Genomic DNA, 20,858 nt, shown 5'->3' with positions numbered 1-20,858 from the left:
GCGGGCCGGAGATCAAGGTTTGAACGCCAGCGACACGGCGAAGTCTTGGGCCGCGTCGGTGAATACCTCCTCGAGCGTCAGCCCTGCCCCACTCAACTCGTTCTCAATGCTGGTGAGCGTGAACTTGGCGCTGATTTCCGTCTGGAGTTGTTCCCCCGCCGCGAAGACGAGATCCAACCCCAGCGCCTCGAGCCGAGCCTCCTGCGCCCGCACGGATCGCAAGTGCATTTCGATCCACTGCTCCTCGGGTCGCCACTGGGCCACGTGCCCGAAATGCTCAAGGACCAAGTTGCCGTCGAGTTCCCGATTCAGTACCCGCAGCACGTTGAGATTGAAGGCGGCGGTAACTCCGGCCGCATCGTCGTAGGCCGCCACCAGGCGAGCGGGGTCTTTCACCAGATCCGTGCCCAGGAGTAGCCAGTCGCCGGGGTGCATCTGATCGGCCAACTCGCGCAGGAACTTCGACCGCTCCACCGGGTTCAGGTTCCCGATGGTGCCCCCCAGAAAGGCCACCAGGGTGCGGTCCCCCATCTCCAGCAGACCGAGGTGCTGCTCGAAGTCGCCCACGACGCCATCCACCTGCACCCCGGGATAACGCGCCGCCAGGACCGGCAACGCCTCGCGCACAATTGCTTCACACACATCAAAGGGAACGATGTGGGCGAGAGTCCCCGCGTCCATCAGAGCATCCAGGATGAGCTTCGTCTTGGTGGAGGTACCCGAGCCAAGTTCGAGCAGCGTGGTGGCACCGGTGCGCTGGGCGATGGTGTGCGCCTCACGCTGGAGGATCTCGGTCTCACGCCGGGTTGGGTAGTACTCATCGAGCCGGGTGATCTCATCGAACAATTGCGAGCCGCGCTCGTCGTAGAACCACTTCGGTGGCAGGCTCTTGTGGACCGACCCCAGACCGGCGAGAACGTCTCGGCAGAGGGCCTGCCGGAGATCCCCGGCATCGAGGTACACGGCGATGCTGGTGTGGCTGCCGATTGACGTGCGCCTCATCGTTGTGTTCGCTTCAGTGGCTGACAACTCTGTCCGTCGGCGGTGCCGCTCCAGAGCGACTCGTCGGGCACGGAGGTCCATCCAGGGTCACCATCGAGTGGCTCGCTGGCCAACAACATGCCCCCCGCGGCCAGGCCCCTTCCCGCCAAGAAGAACAGCGAGTTGCCGCCGGTGGTCGCGGTGATTTCCTGGCCGTCGGACAACAGCAAATTGAGTTTTCCCGCAGCCAGGGTCAGAACCCGGCTCGTCACTTTCGCCAACGCTTCCACTGGGGTGCGTCCGGCATCAAGTTGGTCCAACACGAGGGCAAAGAGCACCTCGGAGTCGGTGCTGCCCTCGATAGCGCGGGCCCGTGATCGGGTGATGGCTGGAACCAACTGCTCCCGCACCCCCGACCGAAATCCGGCTACGAAGCCATTGAGCGAGAACAGCCACGGCCCGGAAGTGAACGGGGCATTGCCGATAGCCTCAATCGGCGTCGGCGAACTGGCGTTGCGGACCGCCGCCACGAACGCCTCGGCGTGGGTTACCTCCGCCGTGGCGCGGAAGGTTTGGTCGGTCCACATGGTGTGCTCGGTGCGAAAGCGGGCGGGCTCGGGGCCCACCGAGGCGTCCCACCATCCAACGCCCCATCCGTCGGCGTTTACGGCGCCCTCTCGCTGGAGGCGCGGAGTGCGGCCCTGCGCCTCCAGGGAGTGGGCGGGCTCGTAGAGAATCGACGACAACGAACGAGAAGGACCGAGGTAGGCGAGATGACGGCACATCAGGTGTCGTCACGGGCGCAGCGAAAGCCGGCGAAGATCTGACGGCGCATGGGCCAATCCCAGTTCCGGAAGGTCACACTGATGGCGCGGGGATGAGTGGCCCACGAACCACCCCGCAGCACCTTGTAGCCCTCGTCGTTGAACACCTCGGAATACTCCCGATAGGGGAACGCCACGAAGTCTGGGTACACACGAAAGTCCGACGCCGTCCACTCCCATACGTCACCGAGCATCTGATGGGCCCCGTAGTTACTCACGCCCGCCGGAAAGGCCCCCACCTCGGCGGGTCCGAGATAGCGCTGACCAAGATTGACCTGCGTGGGATCGGCGCTGGCCCCGGCCGCCGCCTTCTCCCACTCTGCCTCAGTGGGCAGGCGCCGACCGGCCCACCGGGCGTAGGCATCGGCCTCGTACCAACACACATGCTGCACCGGCTCGGCGGATCGAAGGCCATCGCGCTGCCCGAAGCGCCATCGCTGCCAGTCGCTGCCGTCCCGCTCCCAAAACTGCGGAGCGACCGCGGCCGTGTCTTGTCGCCACGCCCATCCCGCTGGTTGCCACCACCGTTCGGTTTGATAGCCACCATCGACAATGAACGCCTCGAACTCTCCGTTAGTAACCGGAGCGGTGTCGATCCAAAAAGCGGGGAGATCCACCACATGGCGGGGTCGCTCATTGTCGTAGGAGCACGGATCATCGGCGCCCATCAGAAACGACCCCGCCGCGACCCGAACTTCCGTCTCATCCGGGGCGATCCCGGTGGGCGCGGCCACCGATTGGAGACGGCGAGCCTCGGCGGGGGGCAGCAACTGAATCGACGCCAGGAGCGTCTCGGCATGCTGATGCTCGTGCTTCACCACCATGTCGTACACAAAGCCTCGCCGCAGCAAGGGGTTGGCGCCGTCGGGGTGGAGGTCGGCCGCCGCGAGGCGCTCGAGGGCATGAACACGCACCGTCCCGCCGTAGGCGCGAGCCTCGGAGGGAGTGAGCATCGGCAGGGCATCGCGCTCGTCGCGCCGATGCTTGAAGGCGTCGTAGATGTCGTCGATCCCCTCCCGGATGGTTGGGCCCCCCAGGGCCCGCACCAGCCACTGGTCCTCGTAGTTGGCCACGTGGGCTACGTCCCACACCAACGGCGACATCAACGCATCGTGTTGCCCCCGGAGCACACCATCGTCGAAGGGGGCGATGAGTTTCAGCGTGCGCTCCCGCGACTCGGCGAGGTCCTCAGTGAGGGCTCTCGCCGCGTTGATCGTGTCGCTCGGCCTCACCACGACACCTCCTGGAGTGGTTCGGCCAGTTGAGCCACCTTGTCGCCTAGGCGGAGACGTTTCTCGAGGTCATCCGCCGGGCAGCGCCAGCGAGCCGGCCATCGCTCGGCGGCCTCCGCCACGGCCCGGCGATACTGCGTCGGTACATCGGTGCGACCAAGAGCCTCGGCCGCGATCCGCAAACAGGCGGCGCCAGCCTGGGCCAGGGCCGGATCGCGGGGGCCTTGGCGAGCCGCTTCGGACCAACCGTTGGCAACCGATGCACAGGCGTCGCTCGCTCGTTGGCCCGCCTCCTCGTCGATCAGCAACACACTCACGGCGGCCGTGGCTGTCTCGGCCACTCCGGCGGGCAGGGAGTCGAGCCAGCGAAGCTCCAACCAGCCGCGGGATCGCACGGGCGGAAACAGAGTGGTGCAGTGAACGGCGAGGTCTTGGGCCGTGGGGTAGCGCCCATCGATGCCGCGGGCGATCCAATCGGCGAACGTCATCGGCGTGGTTACCGCCGTGCAGCGATCGGGGCCGTCGTGCAACAACATGAGCCGGGCCCCCAACGCATAACTCGCCCAGTCGTCCATCAGATCGCCGGTGCGAAGGGCCGGGCGGGTGCGAGTGGGATCGATCTCATCCCAGTTCGCCATCCGGGCCGAGCGAAACACCCGGCTGGGCGAACAGGCGAAGGATGCGCCGAGGGCCGGACCCAGACGATGCGCCAGCCCCCAGCGTTGGTTGGCCACTTCAGGAGGCCCGGGGTCGATGTTGATCTGTATCGACGCGCTGCTGGCCATCATGCGACGACCGGCTGGCCCGCGGCTGTCGAAATACTCCTCCATCGCAACGTAGCGAGGATGGCTCAGCGTGCGTGAGGGCATGCGAAAGGGGTCCAGGCCGGCGGCCACCGTCGCGATGCCCTCAGCCGCCAGTCGCTGACGTATCACTGCACCGTCGAGCCGCAGTGCCTCTAACGCCACCCACCATGGGTCGAAGGGCAAGGTGGCCAGTTCCACCTGCCCTCCTGGCTCCACGGTGATGCGGCTGCCGTGGGGGAGCGGTCCCCCGGTGGTGGCCTTCTCGAGTACCTCGGCCGCCTCGAGGTGGCGGCCCGGATCAGTGAGGCGGTAGGTGTGCCACTCCTGTTCGATACCCACCCGCACCGGCCCACCGTGATTGGCTTCGGCTGGCCGTTGCAGCATGAGGTAAGCGCCGTCGACAGTGAGCGCCGCATCGGTAGCCGCAGTGGCCGAGAGGTCGGTGGGCCACTCGCTCCCCGGTGATGCCGCCCTCATGGGACAGAGGAAACCCGGCTGCGGGTACCGTCGGGTACCTCCACCGTGCCATCGGGTCGGCGCGCGAACCGGCCGGTAGCCTCGCGGTGCACGGGCCCGTCACTGGGCCACGGCCATCCACCGAAGCGGGTCGTCCGGTAGTCGGCAAAGGCCTTCGCGATCTCATGGTCGTTGTTCATCACAAACGGACCGTACCGAGCCACTGGCTCACCAATGGGGTGGCCCTGCAGCAGCAGCACCTCGGCTCCCCCGGTGCTGGACAACGCAATCTCCGCATCGGCACGCACGACCGTGGCCGTGCGCCCGGCCACGGTGATTCCGTCGATGTCCAGCAACTCCCCGGCCACGACGTAGAGGGTGCGGATCGTTTCGATTCCTCGGGCGGCGGGCAACGGCCAGCGGGCACCGGGTTCGAGATGCAGATGCCAGATGGCCACATCGGCGTCCGCACGACTGGCCCAGGAATGCGGCGGTGGCGGCGGCGGCACCAGACCTCCGAGCGTTCCGGCGATCACGGTGATTTCGCTGAGCCTCCCGTTGTCGTCGCGGTGGCGAAGCCTCGGAATGGCCCCATCCCACAACATCGAAAAGTGGGGGGCCACCATTTTGTCGGCGGCCGGCAAGTTCATCCAGATCTGGAACAACTCCAGCGGATTGCCGCGATCTTGGTTGAGGAGGGGGAACATCTCCGAGTGCACGATGCCTTCGCCGGCGGTGAGCCATTGCACGTCACCGCTACCGAAGCGGGCGGCTGCCCCTAACGAGTCGGCGTGGTCGATCAGGCCTTGCCGCACGTAGGTCACGGTTTCGAACCCTCGGTGCGGGTGATTCGGGAAACCGGGAACGTCGGCCCCGTGATACATCCGCCAGCCGTCGAGGCCCGCGAAATCCTGTCCGAGATCCCGGCCCTCTAGTGACGCGGCGGGCCCAGCGTGTTCGTTGCCCGCCGGGTAGTGATCGTCGTGGTGCACGCAGAACAAGAAGGGGTCGATGGTGGGCCACTGGGAGCCGAGTTCGATGGTCTGAATAATCGGATGGGGCACGAGGCCATGCTACGGCCCCCGCCCCTGGTTCTGTGGTGGTCTAGGCAATGGCCCTGGCGAGCACGGCGAGGATTTCCTCGCCGTAGGTATCGAGTTTGGTAGGGCCAATGCCCGGACAGGCACGAAGTTCGCTGAGGTCATCGGGAAGACGCTGAGCGATGCCTTCGAGGTACTTGTCGCTGAGCACCACGAACGCCGGTACCCCATCGGTCTTGGCTCGCTGGAGGCGCCAGGCCCGTAACGCCAGCCCAGCGGCCGCAATGGCTGGCGAGGGCGGGCGCACGAGGGTGACCGGCGACCCCCCCCAGCTCACAGGCTCCCCGAATCGGACGAAAAACGAGCCACCGTCGGCCAACCGCAAGCGGATGCCGTCGTTGTCGATCTCCTCGACCGTGCCCTCGTAGCCCCCGAGCACCTTGATGGCCTGCCCCACCGAGGCTGGCCAGGACGGATCGGCCAGGGGAGGTTCCCGCACCAGCGCACCGGGGCCGGGGGCGGGAGCCACCGCCGCAACGGTGGCGATCCCCGCGAGTTCGTCGAGGAACGGCGAGCGGCGACTGTCGTCACCGAGCAGGAGGACCTGCTGACGACCCCGGGTGATACCCACGTGCAGGATCCGGCGCTCCTCCTCTACGTCCTGGGCGAGACGGTGGGGCATGAGCCCATCCGATGCCCCGAACACGACGACCCGATCCCACTCCCGGCCCTTCACCCGATGGATGGTGGACAGGGTGACCCCGCCAGGGTGGCGTTCTCGATGGAACGAGCGACGCAACCACTCCTCGAAGGAGACGGCATCGGGGTGCAGGTCAGCCACCTGGAGCAGACCCTCGAGGTCATCCAGGTGTGAACCACTGGCTCCCCCGCCACTGTCGAGCAACGTCATGGCGGCGCCGAGCCCCACCTCGTCTCGCACGGCCAGGAGCAAGCCCCGTGTGCTCGCCCCACCCCTGGCGCGGGTCGCCAGGCGGTCAAGATCGACGGCGAGGTCATCAAGTTTTTGGCCCACCTTGACATCGTCGACGCGAGCGGCCGCCCGCCGCAGGTCGCCGATGGAGCGGCAGTTATCCAGCCACTTGGTAACCCACTGCGGGAGGCCGCGACTGGGGCGGCGGTGCACCTCGTTCAGGTCGGCGCCACTCAGATGATCCGGGTCCACGGCGATCCGCAGGTAGGCCAGGGCCGCTCGCACCCCGAGGCGACCGAGCACCGACTCGTCGAGAATCGAATCCAACGGCACCCCCGCGTCGGCGAGGGCCACGTGGGGAGCCAACAGCAGCGACTGCACCCGGGTGAGCACCGCCACCTCGTGGGTGGGCGCCGCCAACTCGCGGAGCCAGGCACCCACCGCCGCGGTGAGGGCAACGGCCCCGGCATCGGACGCATGGGTCTGCACCACGAACGCACTCGCCGCCACCTCGACCTCGGGACCCGGACGGATCTCTTTGGCTACCCGAACCGTGTTGTAGGAAAGCAGGTTGGTGGCGGCCTGGGTGACCGGGGCCGGGCAGCGGTAGTTCACCTCGAGGGCATAGGCCGCCGCCCCTGGGAAGTACTCCGGGTAGTCGATCAGAAAGCCCGGATCGGCCCCGGCGTGACCGTAAATGGTCTGGTCGTCGTCGCCCACGGCGAAAACGTCGGCCGCTGGCCCGGCCGCCAGGCGCACGAGCAACACATGAGCAGGCGTGAGGTCCTGCATTTCGTCCACCAATAGATGGCGGTGTTCGGCCTGCACGGCCCGCCGCAGATCACCATCACGCAAGAGGGCTTCTACCGCACCGTAAATCTGCTCGTCGTGATCGATGGCGCCCTGACGCCGTAACTCTTCGCGGTACGGCTCAAAGGCTGCCGCCAGACCGTTGACGTCGTCGAGGTGGGCCTCCACTTCCTCGGGAGCACGAAGCCCGAGCCGAATCAGGGATAGGCCAGCGATGTAGGCGACAATGGGATCGGTATTGACCCGGCGCGGCTGTTTGGGCACGAGGCCTTCCACGATGCGGCGCTGCTCGCGCTCATCGAGGACCTCAGGACGTCGGCCAAGAGCGCGGGTGAGGATTCCGTACCCCCAGGCGTTGAGCGTCTGGATCCGGGCGCCCAGCCCTGGAATGCGGCCAGCCATTTCCTCCTGGGCCTTCTTGTTGTAGGCCAGCGCTACGGTCGCTTCGCGCTCGTAGCCGCGATCCACCAGCAGGTGGCGATACCGCTCGGTGAGCACACGAGTCTTGCCGGAGCCCGCCGGGGCGATGATCCGGGCCCCTCCTCCGGTATGAGTTACGGCGGCCATCTGATCCGGGGCCAGGGTGGCGGCAGGTTCCGTGGGTCCGGGTAGGGGGGTGAGGTACCCGAGTTCCACCGACTCAGCCGCCACCAACACCACCCCCGTGCGCTCGGCCACCGCCGTCCCCCGGGGACCGCCGTCGACCCAGGCGGGGGTGCCATCGGGAAGCAACACATCGGCCTCACCCCCTTCGCGTGCCCCCAGCCGAACGGCCTTTCGGCCCCACCACCAGATGGGCTCCTCCGTGGGCGTCTGCGCGTCGTAACTATTGGCCCACATCAGGAAATGCAACCGAGCAGACCAGAGTTGGACGTTGGCCCCCAACCGCCACGGCGGGGCGGTGACCGTTTCAGGGGCCCGGAAGGTGGAAGGGGCAACGGCGGCTTCGATCACGAGCGGGATGCGCAGGCGCCAGGCCTCGTGGAGTTGGGTCACCACCGCGATGGGATCGGCCCGCACCCCTTCGTCGATCACGACCCGGGCGGCACTCACCCAGGCAGGGGGAGCGGCAGCACCGGCCGCCACAATGACCGAGCGACCGAGGGAGAGCGGTCCGGGAACAGGCACAGCCTGAGGCTACGCGCGGCGTGCGACACCTGACGCCGACGCGTAACGTCGGGCTGTGGATGATCTCTCCCTCCAGTGTGTGAGCGGACCACGGCTGTCCGCCGCCGATCTCTACGCCGCCCTGTGCTTGCGGGCGGAGGTGTTTGTGGTGGAGCAAGCCTGCCTCTACCTCGACCCCGATGGTCGAGACCTCGATTCCACCACGCTCCACTGGTGGCTCCGCACGCCGGGGGGCCGCTTTGCTAGTTACCTGAGGGTCTTGTCCCAGCCTGGCGGTGGCCACCGAATCGGCCGGGTTATCACCCATCCAGACCATCGCGGCCAGCGGTTGGCGGGCCGCCTCATCGAAGCGGCCCTCACCGACTGCGCGCCCCCGGTGGTGTTGCACGCCCAGTCGCACCTCGTTGAGATGTACGCCCGGCACGGGTTCGTGCCCCACGGTGCCGAGTATCTCGAAGACGGCATCGCCCATACCCCGATGCAACTGGCCTGAGCACCCGACGAGCCATTCTCCGATGCCGATACCCACGCCCGCCCCCGCCTGGCTCGACGAGTTATCCCTGAAACCGGGTCCTCCGTGGTTGGGGATGGACGCCCACAGCCTGGCCGTCGATGCATGGCTGGCACCCGATCGCGATCACCATCGAGACCGGCAATGGAAAGTGGCTCTCTTGGAGGAGCGACCGGCCTCGGTATTCGGGGCACGGGACACCCCAGCGGTCCGGGTGGCTTCGCAAGAGGTACTGGATCTGATCATGGCCGACACCGGAATCACCGAGGTACCCGAGGGACTCCATCCCCTCGACGCGGCGGGGCGCATGGTGCAAGAGGATCTGTGCCTCATGGTGATGCGCGACGGGGCGGCGCACCTGGATGCCGCATCGCTGTGCTTCCCGGCGTATTGGCGACTCGAGGAAAAACTTGGTCTGCCCATGGCAGCGGTGCACGCGCCGGTACCCCACTACGGCGAGGAACTGTCCGACAAGGTCGACATGTTTCTTCAGCGACTGCGTCCCGAGCGCCCGGTGTGGCGCCGCAACTGGGCCATCCACGATGACCCGTCGTACTTCTTGCCCGCCCCCACGCCCCCGTATGCGGGACGGGCCCCCGATGGCCTCTACCTCCGCAGCGAACGCCAGACGTTGCGGCGTCTCAACCGGGCCGAGGTAGTGCTCTTTACCATTCGTACCCAGCAAGTGCCGTTGGCGGTGGTCGCCGAACGTCCCGAGTTGGCCCATCGTTTGGCGGCGGCGATCGATGCCTGGTCGCCTGAGTTGGTCGCCTACCGCGGCACCCATGGCGCCCGGGCCGCCCGCGGTTGGCTGGCGACCCGCTGAGCAATCGCCGGGAGCGCAACGATCGGGGGAGAGGTGCCGTAGCGTGAGCAGCATGTTCGGAACCAATAAGAGCCGCATGATCGATGCTGACGCTGCGTTGCCCGGTCGGGCCGAGACAATGCCGATCCCCGACCGACACCACGTGAATGGGAATCCCCTCGCCAACTTCCCCACCGGCATCGCTACTGCCGTTGTGGGCATGGGGTGCTTCTGGGGGGCCGAGCGAAAGTTCTGGGAACTCGACGGCGTGTTCTCCACCGCGGTGGGCTACGCCGGGGGCACCACACCCAACCCCACCTACGAGGAAACCTGTAGCGGTCGTACCGGCCACACCGAGGTGGTATTGGTGGCCTACGACCCCACCCAGGTGAGCTACGAGACGATCCTCGCCACGTTCTGGGAGGAGCACAATCCCACGCAAGGCATGCGCCAAGGCAACGACCGGGGTACCCAATATCGTTCGGCCATCTACACCCTCGACGATGCCCAGGCCGCCGTGGCCGAGCAGAGTCGGGTGAGGTTCCAGGCCCAACTCACCCAAGCGGGCTACGGCGAGATCACTACCGAGATCCGCCCGGCGGCCGACGCCCCGTTTTTCTACGCCGAGGGCTACCACCAGCAGTACCTGTCCAAGAACCCGGGCGGCTACTGCGGAATCGGTGGCACCGGCGTCACCTGCCCAATCGGCCTCGGCGGCTGAAGGCCAGAGACGCGCCACGGCCGCCACGGTTGTTGCGACACTTGGGCAACGACCCGCACGCCCACCAGGGCCCATCGGGGATGATCGGCGATGGGGATTACCCCCGGTGGGGTAGCGCAGTTATTGTCCCAATCACTGTCAATTCTTTCCGAGGAGATCCATGGACATCCTGCGCACCCCTGACGAGCGCTTTACCGATCTGCCGGGCTACGCGTTTGAGCCGCACTACGTAGAGATTCCCGATGGAGACGGTGGCGTGTTGCGGGTGCACTACCTCGACGAGGGCGAGCGCGATGCCCCGGTGGTACTGCTTCTCCACGGCGAGCCGTCGTGGAGTTATCTCTATCGCCACATGATCCCGGTATTGGTAGACGCCGGACTGCGGGCAGTGGCCCCCGACCTCGTGGGCTTCGGCCGTTCCGACAAGCCCACGGTCCGTACGGATTACACCTACGCCCGCCACGTGCAGTGGCTGTCGTCGCATGTATTCGACCAACTCGACCTGCACGACATCACCCTGGTGTGCCAGGACTGGGGAGGTCTGCTCGGGTTGCGCTTGGTAGCGGCTCAGCCCGACCGCTTCGCCGCCGTGGTCGCCGCCAACACATTCCTACCCACGGGTGACGGCCAGGCCAGCGATGCCTTCATGGCCTGGCAGAAGTTTTCCCAGGAGGTGCCTGAGATGCCGATCGGGCGGATCGTGGATGGAGGGTGCACCACCACCCTGCCCGCCGAGGTCATCGCCGCCTACGACGCCCCCTTCCCCGATGAGCGATACAAGGAAGGGGCACGGCAATTCCCCTTATTGGTACCCACCTCCACCACTGACCCCGAGGGGCCCGCCAACCGAGCGGCGTGGGAGGTGCTCTCGGGCTTCGAGCGCCCCTTCCTGTGTGCCTTCGGCGACTCTGACCCGGTGACCGCGGGCAATGAACGCCACCTGATCAAGCGCATTACGGGGGCCTCCGGCCAGGCCCACACCACTATCGTGGGCGGCGGCCATTTCCTCCAGGAAGACCGCGGTCCCGAACTGGCCCAAGTCGTAGTCGACCTACTATCCCCCCGCCCATAGTCCGCCGCTCGTAGTGTGCACTCGTGTGCGGGGCGGTAAGCCCACCGCTCCCGGAACCTACTAGGGGGGAACGATGAGTGAACAACCGAGTGCCGCGGCCGCGGGGTGGTCGCTATTTGCGGCGATCATTCTCACGATCGCGGGCATGTTCCAGATCATCGCGGGAACATCAGCGATCCTGAAAGACAACTACATTGTCATCAGCGACAATTACGTCTTCCAACTCAACCTCACCCAGTGGGGCTGGATCCATCTTGGCCTGGGAATCCTGCTCGTCCTAGTTGGTATGGGCATTCTCAGCGGCAACGTGGTCGCTCGCACCATCGGCGTCATCATTGCCGCCTTGAGCGCCATCGCAAACTTTGCCTTCATCCCCATGCAGCCGCTGTGGGCGATCGTGATCATTGCCATTGACATTGCCGTAATCTGGGCTCTCACCGCTCATGGCCGGGACGTGGAGATGCTCAACTGACGTTGCCTTGAATCTGGGTCGTACAAGCGACGAAACCGTCGGTCTCGACCGGCGGTTTCGTCGCGTTACCCCTGCGCAATGGCCCGAGGTGTCGGTTGTGGCCCCGTTAGGCGATCCGCACCGGGAGGCTGCTCACCGCCGCCAGCACGGGGCTGTCGATCGTGAGCCCGCTGTAGGTGGGGGGAGCGAGAATTTCCAACTCGGTACTGCGGGCCAGTAACTCCTCAAACAGGATGGTGATCTCGCGCCGGGCAAGGTTCGCGCCCATGCAGAAATGGGGGCCGCCACCACCGAACGCGATGTGGCGATTGGGCGTGCGGGCGATGTCGAATCGGAAAGGATCGTCAAACACCGTTTCATCTCGGTTGGCCGACGGGTACCACAACGTGACGCGATCGCCCTGCGCGATAGGCACGCCTTCGATCTCGGTGGCACCGGTGGCCCGTCGAGCGAAGTAGGCCACCGGCGAGGACCAGCGGAGAATCTCATCTACCGCCGTCGGCATCACCTCGGGGTCGCTGCGCAACCGGGCGAGTTGTTCGGGGTGATCCAGCAGGGCGATCAGTCCGCCGGCAACGGCGTTTCGGGTTGTCTCGCTCCCGGCAATCGTGAGCAGGAAGAAGAACATGTCGAGTTCCGCCTCGCCCAGTGCGGTGCGTTCACCATCGTCGGTCTCGATCTCCACCGTCGACAGAACCGTCCAGATGTCGTCCTGAGGCTCGGCACGTTTGCGACGACCGAGTTGCTGGGCGTACTCGAACATCTGTATCTGAATCGAGGCGAACGCCTCTGACCTGGCGTCGTTGCTCGTCTCTGGACCCTGGAGCAGCTCGCTGGTGAGGCCGAAGAGCCACTCACGGTCGGCGGCGGGGATTCCCATGATATCGGCAATCATGTGCATCGGTAGTTGGTAGGCCACCTCTTGGACGAAATCGCAGGTGCCGCGCTCGCGAGCGCGCTCCACGATGGTTACAGCCCAGCTGCGGGCTTGCTCCTCGAGGCGAGCCACCATGCGCGGTGTGAAGCCAGCGCTGATGAGGCGGCGCTGACGAATATGGTCTCGCCCGTCCATGCTGACGAGCATCGTGCCGTTCATGGCGGGCAGCAGGCTCAGCGACGGCCCCTCAAAGGAGGAGAACAACTCCACATTGCGGTTGGCCGCTTGCACGGACGCATGACTCGATAGCACCCAAAATCCCGGGTCGTGGTCGCCGGGGAAATCGGCGGGAAATTCCTGCCAATACACGGGTGACTCGCGACGCAGTTCCGTGAAAAGGTCGTGAGGAAAGCCAGCGGCGAAATGTCGCCCGTCGGTTAGATCGAAGGAGACCATCACCGCCATTCTTACCAAGGTTGTGCACCCAACCCCAATTTCGTCACTGACAGAATAGCGGGTGAGGCCGGGAAGCCCCGCATCGCTCTGGCTCGAGCCCGGCGAGGAACCACCCGTCGCTCCGTTCCCGGGCGGCCCCGCCGGCGCGGCCGACCCACTGCCTTCGTGCTGCCTTCGTGCTGCCTTCCCGCCCTTCCTTCCCGCCCTTCCTTCCCGCCCGACCAGACCCACCCTTGCGGTAAACAGTGTTAGGCTGCGTCTTGCTACATCGGGATCGGGTCACCGATCTCCGTTTCGTTCGGGAACCCTGGAGGGAATCTCATGCGCCAGTTACTCACTCGCTCCACAATCGCACTTCTCGCGGCCCTTCTTGCCCTACCGCTGGCGGCGGCCCCGGCGAGCGCCGTGCCGATCTCCAGTGGTTGCAAAGGCACCACCACCACGGGGGCGGGGATCAGTTGGTACCCCCCCACTCGCGGGTCCCAGAGTGCCCTCCAGGTGGCCTGCCGCTTCGACGCGTCAACCGGAACCTCGATGGTTTCGAATAGTTTCACCATCCATGACGCCGGGGTGGCCCAATACCACAACGGTGCGGCGCGCACCGTTACCGGAAACGGTTCATCGATTCCCGCCGGAGCAACCACCTTCACCCTGGCGAGCTGTGCTGGCATCACCGGCTATGTGAACCGGCCCATCACGCGAATCCCCGTTCCCAACCCACCCGCCGCCGACACCGTTCAGTTGCCCGTTCGCACGTTCGTCAAGTCGATCAGCGGAGCCTGCTTGGTGACCCTGAATCAACCCACGAGCGCCACCGCTGGCCCGGCCGCTGACATCCCGATCCCGGGGGGCACTCAGTTCAAGATCGATAATACAATCGCCCGGTCGGTGGCCGATGCTGTGACGAACAGCACGCCAACAATCACCTCCGCCACCGCCAATTTCAATGCCAGCGATGTTGGCCTGAGCGTGGGCGGTGCAGTGACACCGGGGAGCACAATCGCCACCGTGGTCAATGCCACCACGGCCACCCTCTCGAGCGCCACCACCACCACTTTGAGCGGCCAGGTGCTCTACTTCGGCGGTTCCACCATCAACACCAGTACTCGTCAATCCAATGACGCCTCCACCACCTCCACCACGGTCATCTCCTCACCGGCAGCCAAGTTCAGGACCGACGACGTGGGCCTGCCCATCACCGGATCCTGCACGACCCCGGCGGCCTACTCGATCCCCTCCAGCGTCTACATCCTTTCAGTTTCGGGGACCACCGCCACTACCACCGGGGGACTCACCACCGGCAAGAGCAGTTGCGCCATCGTGATTGGCGACCCGAGTGTGACGGCGCCAGCCAACTCGGAGATGATGGCGAGCCAGCTCATCCAGATGGACCTCAATCCCGCCTTTGCCCCCGGGGTCGACTCGTGCGCCAATGACACCTTGGAGTCCTTCGCCTTCTCGGGGCAATGGATGAACCCCGGTTCGTTCGTGGCGGGCCCATTCAATACCCAGCCCGCCGTCACCAAGGCCGTCGGCCAGATCGTGTTCCGCAACGCCGGTGGCGTGAGCTCGGCCTACGTGATCGAGCGTGTAGCGACCCCAGGCGACCCCAACCCGGGGTTGCACTACGACCTCGTCTTCCCCTTGTTCCCCGTGGCCTTTGCCCTCTGCGCGAGTGCCACCTCGCCGGGCATGGGCTACTCGTTGCAGTTCCAGCCCACCACCCTGAGCCAGAGTAACCTTCCCGCCGGCGTAGGTAAGCCTGCTTCCGCTCAGGTTCGGGCCATCGCGCAGTCCGCCACGGGCAGCTACGCCGACAGCGTCGCCCTCACCTCGGAAGATCCGGCCGTCGTCTTCACACCGGCGGCTGATTACTCTCGGCTTTGCATCTACACCGCTGGCGTAGTGGCCAACTTCCAGTGTGGCAGCGGCTGATCCCTGGCCAGGGCACCGTCGATGGGATCCCTCGACGGTGCCCTGGCCGGCCCCGCCTCTTCCACCCCCTAAGGGTGCAGCTGGCCCACTGACCACCCCGTTCCCCCCGCCGGGGCTGGGCGCTAACGTGAGGCAGAGGGTACCGGGGGGATCAAGATGGACGACAGATCAGATCATCCCGGGAGTCCAGTGGCGTTGCCGCCGCCTCCGAAAACTGGTCCGTCCCCCTCGCGGCCGCCGGTCGCACCTTCGGGTTCCCCCGCGGCTGGGTTGACGGAGGTGCGTCCCCAGACACCGGGAGGAAAAGAGGTGGCATCGCTCGACCAGCGCATCGGGGCCCGGGCGATCGACGCAGCCTGTGGTCTCGTTCTTCTTTTGCTGCTCGAGGTCGTCCGGACGGCGCTCTACGCCATCTCCGGCATGGAGCGAGACGCTGAGGGCGACGACCCCATCAAGACATTCGTCAACTACCTCCTCGTCATCGCCATTGTTTCCTACGACGCCGTCACCTCGAGGGTCTGTGGAGGGACGACACCGGGAAAGCGAATCACGCACTGCGCGGTCGTGAACTGGGGAGACGGCGAACCCGCTGGATTTCCGCTCCTCGTGGGACGCAACACGCTCCTGTTTCTCGAATGGGTCTTCCTGATCCCCGGCATCCTCGATTTGAGATCGGCTGCCCATCGCGACGACGGACGGACCTGGACCGATCGTGTGACAGGGACGGCCGTAGTCAATCGGCGTGCCGTGCCGACGCTTCGGACAGCGTCGTCTGCCACCCCGGTGTGGCGGCCCGAACCCTGGGGGAGCCTCGTCCAGACGGCCGTCGAGGCCCGGGCACGCATCGCCCGCGCTGTCAAAGGCGTCCCGGAGGGCCCCCGCCGGGAGCGCCTGGATGAAATTGCCGCTCTGATCGCTGCATGCGAGGTCGAATGCACCCGCGTCGCAGATCGAGGTATCCAGCTGAGTCAAGCGGCCGACGCCATCGACATCACAACGCTGACGTCACGACTTGAGAGCATCGCTGCCGAACCTGACAAGGTGAGCCTGGCGAAGGCCTACGAGGGCGAGCTCACTTCGGCCAAAGAGCTTCTCGCCCTGGTCGAGAGGACCACGCAGCTGCTGCAGGAACTGGTCGCTGAACTGAACTCGGCGGTCAACGATGGCATTCGGATCTCCCTCGACCCCAAGGACAACATGACGTTCGATCAGGTGCTGGATCAGCTTGACGCTCTTCAGCAGTCGATCGCCGTCATCGACGGCGAGTTCCCGCCTTCTGGGCCCATGTGAACGTCTGCCCCACCTCAAGCCGACCACATCGGGCACGCTAGGTGGCCGCTCCGTTGGCTCCTCAGGCGGTCCATAGAGTTTGAGGGTGGACAACCGATCAACCTTGCTGTGCCGGGTCTTCAGCCCCGCGAACCTTTACGTCACTGATCTAATCCCGGCGCGGAGGCAAAGTCGCCCATCCTCGGCTCCGATTCATGGTCTCTGAAGAAGCGCCCGACGGTCCCGGTTCGCCCGATCCCCGGCGGGGCGCCCTACCCCAAGGGGCGGCGAACACCCACCGTCGCTGCCCGGCTTCGGCGCGCCGCACGCTGTTCGGGATGTTTCTCCGGGCGCCTCAACACCTCCGTAGCGCTCATCGGTGCCGCCTGCGCCACTGGGGTGGGTGCCGAATGACAAGTACCGGTGCCGGAATCAGTGAAGGTGCTGCCCGCCACGGGCAGGAACGACCAGGAGTAATCAGACTCACCGAGGATGAGTTGCAGCACCCCGAAGGAAGAAGCATCCCGTACTTCGCTGTTAGGGCTGATGGTGGTGCCGAACCCCGTGAGTCCCCTACCACCAGTACCGACAGTGAACTGCCGGAGCCCTCGGGCCACATCCAGGACGCCAGTGGCCGTCTGAGGAGCGAAGCGCTCATAGACATGCGCATGACCCGACAGCACGATTTCGGCGTTGCTGTCGTAGAGCGCCTGCCACAGCGCTTGAACCGAGGTTGTACCAATGGTGCTGCTGGAACTGAAGAGTGGCTCGTGCCATGCCGCCAGAGTGCACACCGCCGGATGAGCGGCGAGGTCGGCCCGAAGCCACTGCTCTTGGGCTGAACCGGCGCTACACCCAGCCACGTCCGAGCAGTTGCTGTTCAATACCACGATGTGCCATCCGGACCGCTCGAAGCTGTAATAGCCCTTGGCAGAGTCCCCGGCCGCCGCCCCGAAATACCCGAAGTAACCGCTCGCATGGGAGGTGCCGTATTCGTGGTTCCCTGGTACCGGGCGGGTGCGGGCTTTGGCGGCACCCCAACTGGGCTCATAGCAACCCGTGAATTCACTGGCGGTCCCGTTCTCATACGCAAGATCACCTAGCGCCAGGACCTCGGCGGTGGACTGCGCGAGGAGCGCCGCGGTGGCCTCGTCACCCGTTGACGAACACGAGGCTATATCCCCGGCCGCCAGGAGTCTTTGGCCGTCCCCTCCCGTCGCTGGTTCGGTCACGGTGATGTAGCCAACTCGCGTGCGCTGACCACTACCGATGGCGTTCGACGCGGTCAAGGAGACGGCATAGGTACCAGGCGTTTGGTAGGTGAAGGAGGGCTGCGACGCCATGGAGTCGACGATCGAATCGTTCTGGAAGTCCCACGCCCATGCCGTGGGGGTACCGGTGGACAAATCGGTGAAGCGGACGGTGAGCGGACTGCTCCCCGAAACCGGCAGGCCGACAAAGTCGGCGGTGGGAGCCACGGGAGTGCCGGTGCCGAACACCACGACAAGTTCCGGCGACAATGACCCCTCCCGGCTACTCCACAGGACGCTGTCGGTAGAACTGCTCGTCATGGCGACGGTGACCATCCCATCGCCGGCAATCGCGTTGGTCACATCCATGCTCTGCCAGGTTCCCGCCACGACGGAGCCAGCCGTGCTGAGGGCAACCGATCCCAAAGCGGGCATGGTGTTCCAGGTGAGGCCGGTCTCCGTCCAGTTATTTCCAGCCGTCCAGGCGCTGCCTCCTTGTGGGCTCGGGTCGGTAACCCACAGCCGCAGGGTGGCCGAGGAGACTGGGCCGGTGATCCCAGACACGTCGAACTTGAGGTAGGACCGGTAGGCATCCGACGTGGAGGCGCGCGCCCGCAGCACGGGGTCGGCGCCGTAGTTGCTGGTCGGACCACCGGCTCGCACCCGGGCATCAGCCACCGCCGCAAAGGTACGGGAGGTGGGCCCCACCGCCGGGGTAACTATCACCGAACCGGGACCGGTAGTGGTGCTACTACCACCGGGTCCGGTCACCCTGAGTTGGATGGTGTAATCGCCGGCGGATGTGAAGGTGAAGGTGGGGCTCTGTAGCACTGAGTCCACCACGCCATCGTTTTGGAAGTCCCATGCCCAACTCGTGATGCTCCCGGTCGACTGGTCGGTCAGTTGCACCAGAAAGGGCACGCTGCCGGATTGTGACGACACCCCGAAAGCCGCCGTGGGGGCGGGGGGCGGCACACCCACCTGAACGAACCCGAACTGAGTGGTGGTGTTGCTCCCCCCGGCGTTCGTGGCCCTAAGCGACACGTCGTAGGACCCCGCGGTGAGGTAGGTGAATAACGGGTTGCGAACGGTCGCATCCACGACGCCGTCGTTCTGGAAGTCCCAGGCCCAACTCGTGGGAGATCCCGATGAGGTGTCGGTGAACTGCACCATCAAGGGTGATGATCCGCTGGTGGGTGCGCCGACGAAGGTCGCCACGGGAGGCAACGACGGGCCATCCGCCACGGTCACCACCAGCGTCGGAGCGTTGGCGGCTTCCCGACTGGAGTAGAGAGCTGAGTTCGAACTGGTGCTCACGATGGCCAAGGACACCGCGCCCGCCCCCAGCACCGCCGAGGTCACATCAACCTCAGCCCACGTACCCGCGGTCACCGCACCGAAGGTGCCCACGGGCGTGGCGGGCAACGCCGGCCGGGTGGCGTAGGTGATGGTCGTCTCACTCCATCCATCGGGAACCACGTACACGCCACCGCCGCTCGGGGACGCATCGGTCACCCAGAGCCTCAATTTTGCCGACTGCACCGGTCCGGTTAGCGCCGCCACGGTAAACCCCAGATACGAGAGGTAGCTACCTGACTGCACTCGCAGTGACGCGTTGCTGCCGTAGTTCTTCGTAGGCGAAGCGGCACGCACATAGGCGTCCTTGCTCGACGAAACAGAGGCACTGACCGCACCGGCGGGCGGAACGATCGCCGAAAGTGACGCCGCCAGCGCCGCCGCTCCGAGCACCGCCAACCAGCGGGACCTCAGGACGACCGGCCGCCGCCCCGCTGCACCGACCATTGCCCACCTCTTTTGCTCGGCGAAAGTGAAATCTTCGTTAATCACGTCCGGATTGCTTTACCTGGCAGACAAAATGGCCGCCGACACCTACGCCAATCGGCACATTAGCAGAGTGAGTGGCGTTGAAAATCGAAACCACGCCGCCGACGCCCAGTTTCGCCGTCACGGCATTGGCAATGGTTATCCCCGACGACCCGTTCAGGTTCGAGGATGCCGGTGGGACCTGGCCAGCGGGTCACTCGGTGAGATACGACGAGGCGCTGGTGTCGGTGACGGTGACGTTCAGCACCACCGCCTCGGCATCCGCCGGCACCTCCCGCTGCGTCCCCGCCCCCCACGCGCTGTCGTAGGCACCCACCGTCGTCGCCGACCGCGAATCCGGAATCAGCACCGGATCCAGCGCCGTAAACAACAACCCCACGGCCGGGGCGACAGGAGACCAGGTGTGGAGGAGAGTGATGAGTCCCATCCCGGCGTAATAGCCATCTACCGCCACGCGATAGGTAACCCCTCCGCTACCGGAAAGGAGACGGTGCTCCACGTTCCACCACCCGCGTCGTCGCTGCCGGCCACCCCGATCAGCGAACGCACGGATGAACCCGTGTAAACAGCGAGAATCGTGTCCAACCCCGACCCCTGCGTAGGCAGAGCCACGATCAAGATCGCCACCAGGCGAAGGCTCCGATCTCCGCAATACACCCGATGGCGGCTTCCGGAGGACCGACGAGGCTCTCACGACCGCCACATCTTCTTGGACCTCAGGACGCTTTCCGTTCGGTAGCGGCGACACTGGCCCCCGCGACTGCGGTCTCGCCACCGGTGTGGCAGCCGCCTGACCGCCCCCGCCTTCCCGCCGTCCCAAAATGGGCACACGATCCCCGGTCACCTAGGTGGGGACTGGCTGGCCCAGTCAGGCGTAGTAGCCGGCAACATCCACCACGATGTTGGCGGAGCCGACGGCGTTGACCATCGAAACCGCGCCGCCGACGCCCAGTTTCGCCGTTACCGCATTGGGAATGGTCGCCCCCGCGGACCAGTTCAGGCTTGACGTAGTGGGGCGGGCCTGGCCGGTGGCCCAGACGGTGAGATACGACGAGGCGGTAGTGTCCGTGACAGTGACGTTCAGCACCACCGAGGTGCCCGTGGCGGGGAATCCACCGAGGCTACCGGCCACGCTGACCGCCCTGGTTGCGCCCGCCGCCCACGCCGTGGCATAGACACCGACCTGGCTAGACGGCCGCGAATCGAGGATACGAGTGGGCTCGAGTGGGTAAAACGCCTTCCCCGAGCCAGTTTTGAAGTAGCCGGCCACATCGATCACCACGTTCGTGTTGCCCGCCGCGTTGAACACCGACAGCGCCCCCGCCGTACCCAGTTTTACCGTCACCGCATTCGCACGAGTGGCCCCCGAGGACCAATTCAACGATGACGCGTTCGGGCGACCCTCACCCGCTGGCCACACCGTGAGATAACTACCCG

Annotated in this window: 17 protein-coding genes; 7 read left to right on the top strand and 10 right to left on the bottom strand. The window is 65.8% G+C overall.

What is annotated here, in order from left to right; genetic code table 11:
• Positions 1–12: 12 nt before the first annotated feature.
• The 6 genes from egtD to EXQ71_11820 are packed head-to-tail and all read right to left on the bottom strand — an operon-like array spanning position 13 to position 8,208.
• Complete coding sequence (gene egtD / locus EXQ71_11845) at positions 13–1,002, bottom strand: L-histidine N(alpha)-methyltransferase (protein ID MSO88191.1); 990 nt, start codon at positions 1,000–1,002, stop codon at positions 13–15.
• A complete protein-coding gene (gene egtC, locus EXQ71_11840) occupies positions 999–1,766 on the bottom strand; it encodes an ergothioneine biosynthesis protein EgtC (GenBank protein MSO88190.1) in 768 nt (255 codons plus the stop codon). The genes egtD and egtC overlap by 4 nt, the downstream gene beginning before the upstream one ends.
• Positions 1,766–3,037, bottom strand: coding sequence for an ergothioneine biosynthesis protein EgtB (locus EXQ71_11835; GenBank protein MSO88189.1), 1,272 nt, complete (start codon positions 3,035–3,037; stop codon positions 1,766–1,768). Before EXQ71_11835 ends, egtC begins: the two co-directional genes overlap by 1 nt.
• On the bottom strand, positions 3,034–4,320 hold the full coding sequence (locus tag EXQ71_11830) for an ergothioneine biosynthesis glutamate--cysteine ligase EgtA (protein ID MSO88188.1): 1,287 nt from the start codon (positions 4,318–4,320) through the stop codon (positions 3,034–3,036). Before EXQ71_11830 ends, EXQ71_11835 begins: the two co-directional genes overlap by 4 nt.
• On the bottom strand, positions 4,317–5,363 hold the full coding sequence (locus EXQ71_11825) for a pirin family protein (protein MSO88187.1): 1,047 nt from the start codon (positions 5,361–5,363) through the stop codon (positions 4,317–4,319). Before EXQ71_11825 ends, EXQ71_11830 begins: the two co-directional genes overlap by 4 nt.
• 40 nt (positions 5,364–5,403) lie before the next feature.
• Positions 5,404–8,208: an ATP-dependent DNA helicase UvrD2 gene (locus EXQ71_11820; GenBank protein ID MSO88186.1), complete on the bottom strand. Its 2,805-nt coding sequence runs from the start codon at positions 8,206–8,208 to the stop codon at positions 5,404–5,406.
• Between the two features lie 79 nt (positions 8,209–8,287).
• Here EXQ71_11820 and EXQ71_11815 point away from each other — a divergent pair, with 79 nt between their 5' ends.
• From EXQ71_11815 to EXQ71_11795, 5 genes are all read left to right on the top strand, one after another.
• Positions 8,288–8,701: a GNAT family N-acetyltransferase gene (locus tag EXQ71_11815; protein MSO88185.1), complete on the top strand. Its 414-nt coding sequence runs from the start codon at positions 8,288–8,290 to the stop codon at positions 8,699–8,701.
• Positions 8,702–8,723: 22 nt separating this feature from the next.
• Positions 8,724–9,545, top strand: coding sequence for a DUF3445 domain-containing protein (locus EXQ71_11810; GenBank protein MSO88184.1), 822 nt, complete (start codon positions 8,724–8,726; stop codon positions 9,543–9,545).
• Between the two features lie 52 nt (positions 9,546–9,597).
• Complete coding sequence (msrA, locus tag EXQ71_11805; GenBank protein ID MSO88183.1) at positions 9,598–10,245, top strand: peptide-methionine (S)-S-oxide reductase MsrA; 648 nt, start codon at positions 9,598–9,600, stop codon at positions 10,243–10,245.
• Positions 10,246–10,405: 160 nt separating this feature from the next.
• Positions 10,406–11,317, top strand: a complete 912-nt coding sequence (locus EXQ71_11800) for an alpha/beta fold hydrolase (GenBank protein ID MSO88182.1) — start codon at positions 10,406–10,408, stop codon at positions 11,315–11,317.
• Positions 11,318–11,390: 73 nt separating this feature from the next.
• Complete coding sequence (locus tag EXQ71_11795) at positions 11,391–11,789, top strand: hypothetical protein (protein ID MSO88181.1); 399 nt, start codon at positions 11,391–11,393, stop codon at positions 11,787–11,789.
• 106 nt (positions 11,790–11,895) lie between these two features.
• On the opposite strand, the gene EXQ71_11790 is transcribed toward EXQ71_11795, so the two are convergent.
• Complete coding sequence (locus EXQ71_11790; GenBank protein MSO88180.1) at positions 11,896–13,131, bottom strand: cytochrome P450; 1,236 nt, start codon at positions 13,129–13,131, stop codon at positions 11,896–11,898.
• A gap of 312 nt (positions 13,132–13,443) precedes the next feature.
• On the opposite strand from EXQ71_11790, the gene EXQ71_11785 reads away from it, so the two are divergent.
• Both EXQ71_11785 and EXQ71_11780 read left to right on the top strand, forming a co-directional pair.
• Positions 13,444–15,057: a hypothetical protein gene (locus EXQ71_11785; GenBank protein MSO88179.1), complete on the top strand. Its 1,614-nt coding sequence runs from the start codon at positions 13,444–13,446 to the stop codon at positions 15,055–15,057.
• Positions 15,058–15,213: 156 nt separating this feature from the next.
• On the top strand, positions 15,214–16,347 hold the full coding sequence (locus EXQ71_11780) for a hypothetical protein (protein MSO88178.1): 1,134 nt from the start codon (positions 15,214–15,216) through the stop codon (positions 16,345–16,347).
• 251 nt (positions 16,348–16,598) lie between these two features.
• On the opposite strand, the gene EXQ71_11775 is transcribed toward EXQ71_11780, so the two are convergent.
• The 3 genes from EXQ71_11775 to EXQ71_11765 form a co-directional block, all read right to left on the bottom strand.
• Positions 16,599–19,424 carry a DNRLRE domain-containing protein gene (locus tag EXQ71_11775; GenBank protein MSO88177.1) on the bottom strand — a complete coding sequence of 942 codons (2,826 nt, stop codon included), beginning with the start codon at positions 19,422–19,424 and terminating at the stop codon, positions 16,599–16,601.
• A 190-nt stretch (positions 19,425–19,614) separates the two neighbouring features.
• A complete protein-coding gene (locus tag EXQ71_11770) occupies positions 19,615–19,920 on the bottom strand; it encodes a hypothetical protein (protein ID MSO88176.1) in 306 nt (101 codons plus the stop codon).
• A gap of 369 nt (positions 19,921–20,289) precedes the next feature.
• Positions 20,290–20,766, bottom strand: coding sequence for a hypothetical protein (locus EXQ71_11765; protein ID MSO88175.1), 477 nt, complete (start codon positions 20,764–20,766; stop codon positions 20,290–20,292).
• Positions 20,767–20,858 lie beyond the last annotated feature (92 nt).

This window comes from Acidimicrobiia bacterium, from assembly GCA_009694375.1.
Lineage (GTDB): Bacteria > Actinomycetota > Acidimicrobiia > Acidimicrobiales > VFJN01 > VFJN01.
Note: the sequence above shows the minus strand (reverse complement) of the source record. Positions and strands in the feature narration are given on the sequence as shown.

Excerpts from the sequence above, each read along its gene's own strand:
- egtD (MSO88191.1), bottom strand. The coding sequence starts at position 1,002 with ATGAGGCGCACGTCAATCGGCAGCCACACCAGCATCGCCGTGTACCTC.
- egtC (MSO88190.1), bottom strand. The coding sequence starts at position 1,766 with ATGTGCCGTCATCTCGCCTACCTCGGTCCTTCTCGTTCGTTGTCGTCG.
- EXQ71_11830 (MSO88188.1), bottom strand. The coding sequence starts at position 4,320 with ATGAGGGCGGCATCACCGGGGAGCGAGTGGCCCACCGACCTCTCGGCC.
- EXQ71_11810 (MSO88184.1), top strand. The coding sequence starts at position 8,724 with ATGCCGATACCCACGCCCGCCCCCGCCTGGCTCGACGAGTTATCCCTG.
- msrA (MSO88183.1), top strand. The coding sequence starts at position 9,598 with ATGTTCGGAACCAATAAGAGCCGCATGATCGATGCTGACGCTGCGTTG.
- EXQ71_11800 (MSO88182.1), top strand. The coding sequence starts at position 10,406 with ATGGACATCCTGCGCACCCCTGACGAGCGCTTTACCGATCTGCCGGGC.
- EXQ71_11795 (MSO88181.1), top strand. The coding sequence starts at position 11,391 with ATGAGTGAACAACCGAGTGCCGCGGCCGCGGGGTGGTCGCTATTTGCG.
- EXQ71_11790 (MSO88180.1), bottom strand. The coding sequence starts at position 13,131 with ATGGCGGTGATGGTCTCCTTCGATCTAACCGACGGGCGACATTTCGCC.
- EXQ71_11785 (MSO88179.1), top strand. The coding sequence starts at position 13,444 with ATGCGCCAGTTACTCACTCGCTCCACAATCGCACTTCTCGCGGCCCTT.
- EXQ71_11780 (MSO88178.1), top strand. The coding sequence starts at position 15,214 with ATGGACGACAGATCAGATCATCCCGGGAGTCCAGTGGCGTTGCCGCCG.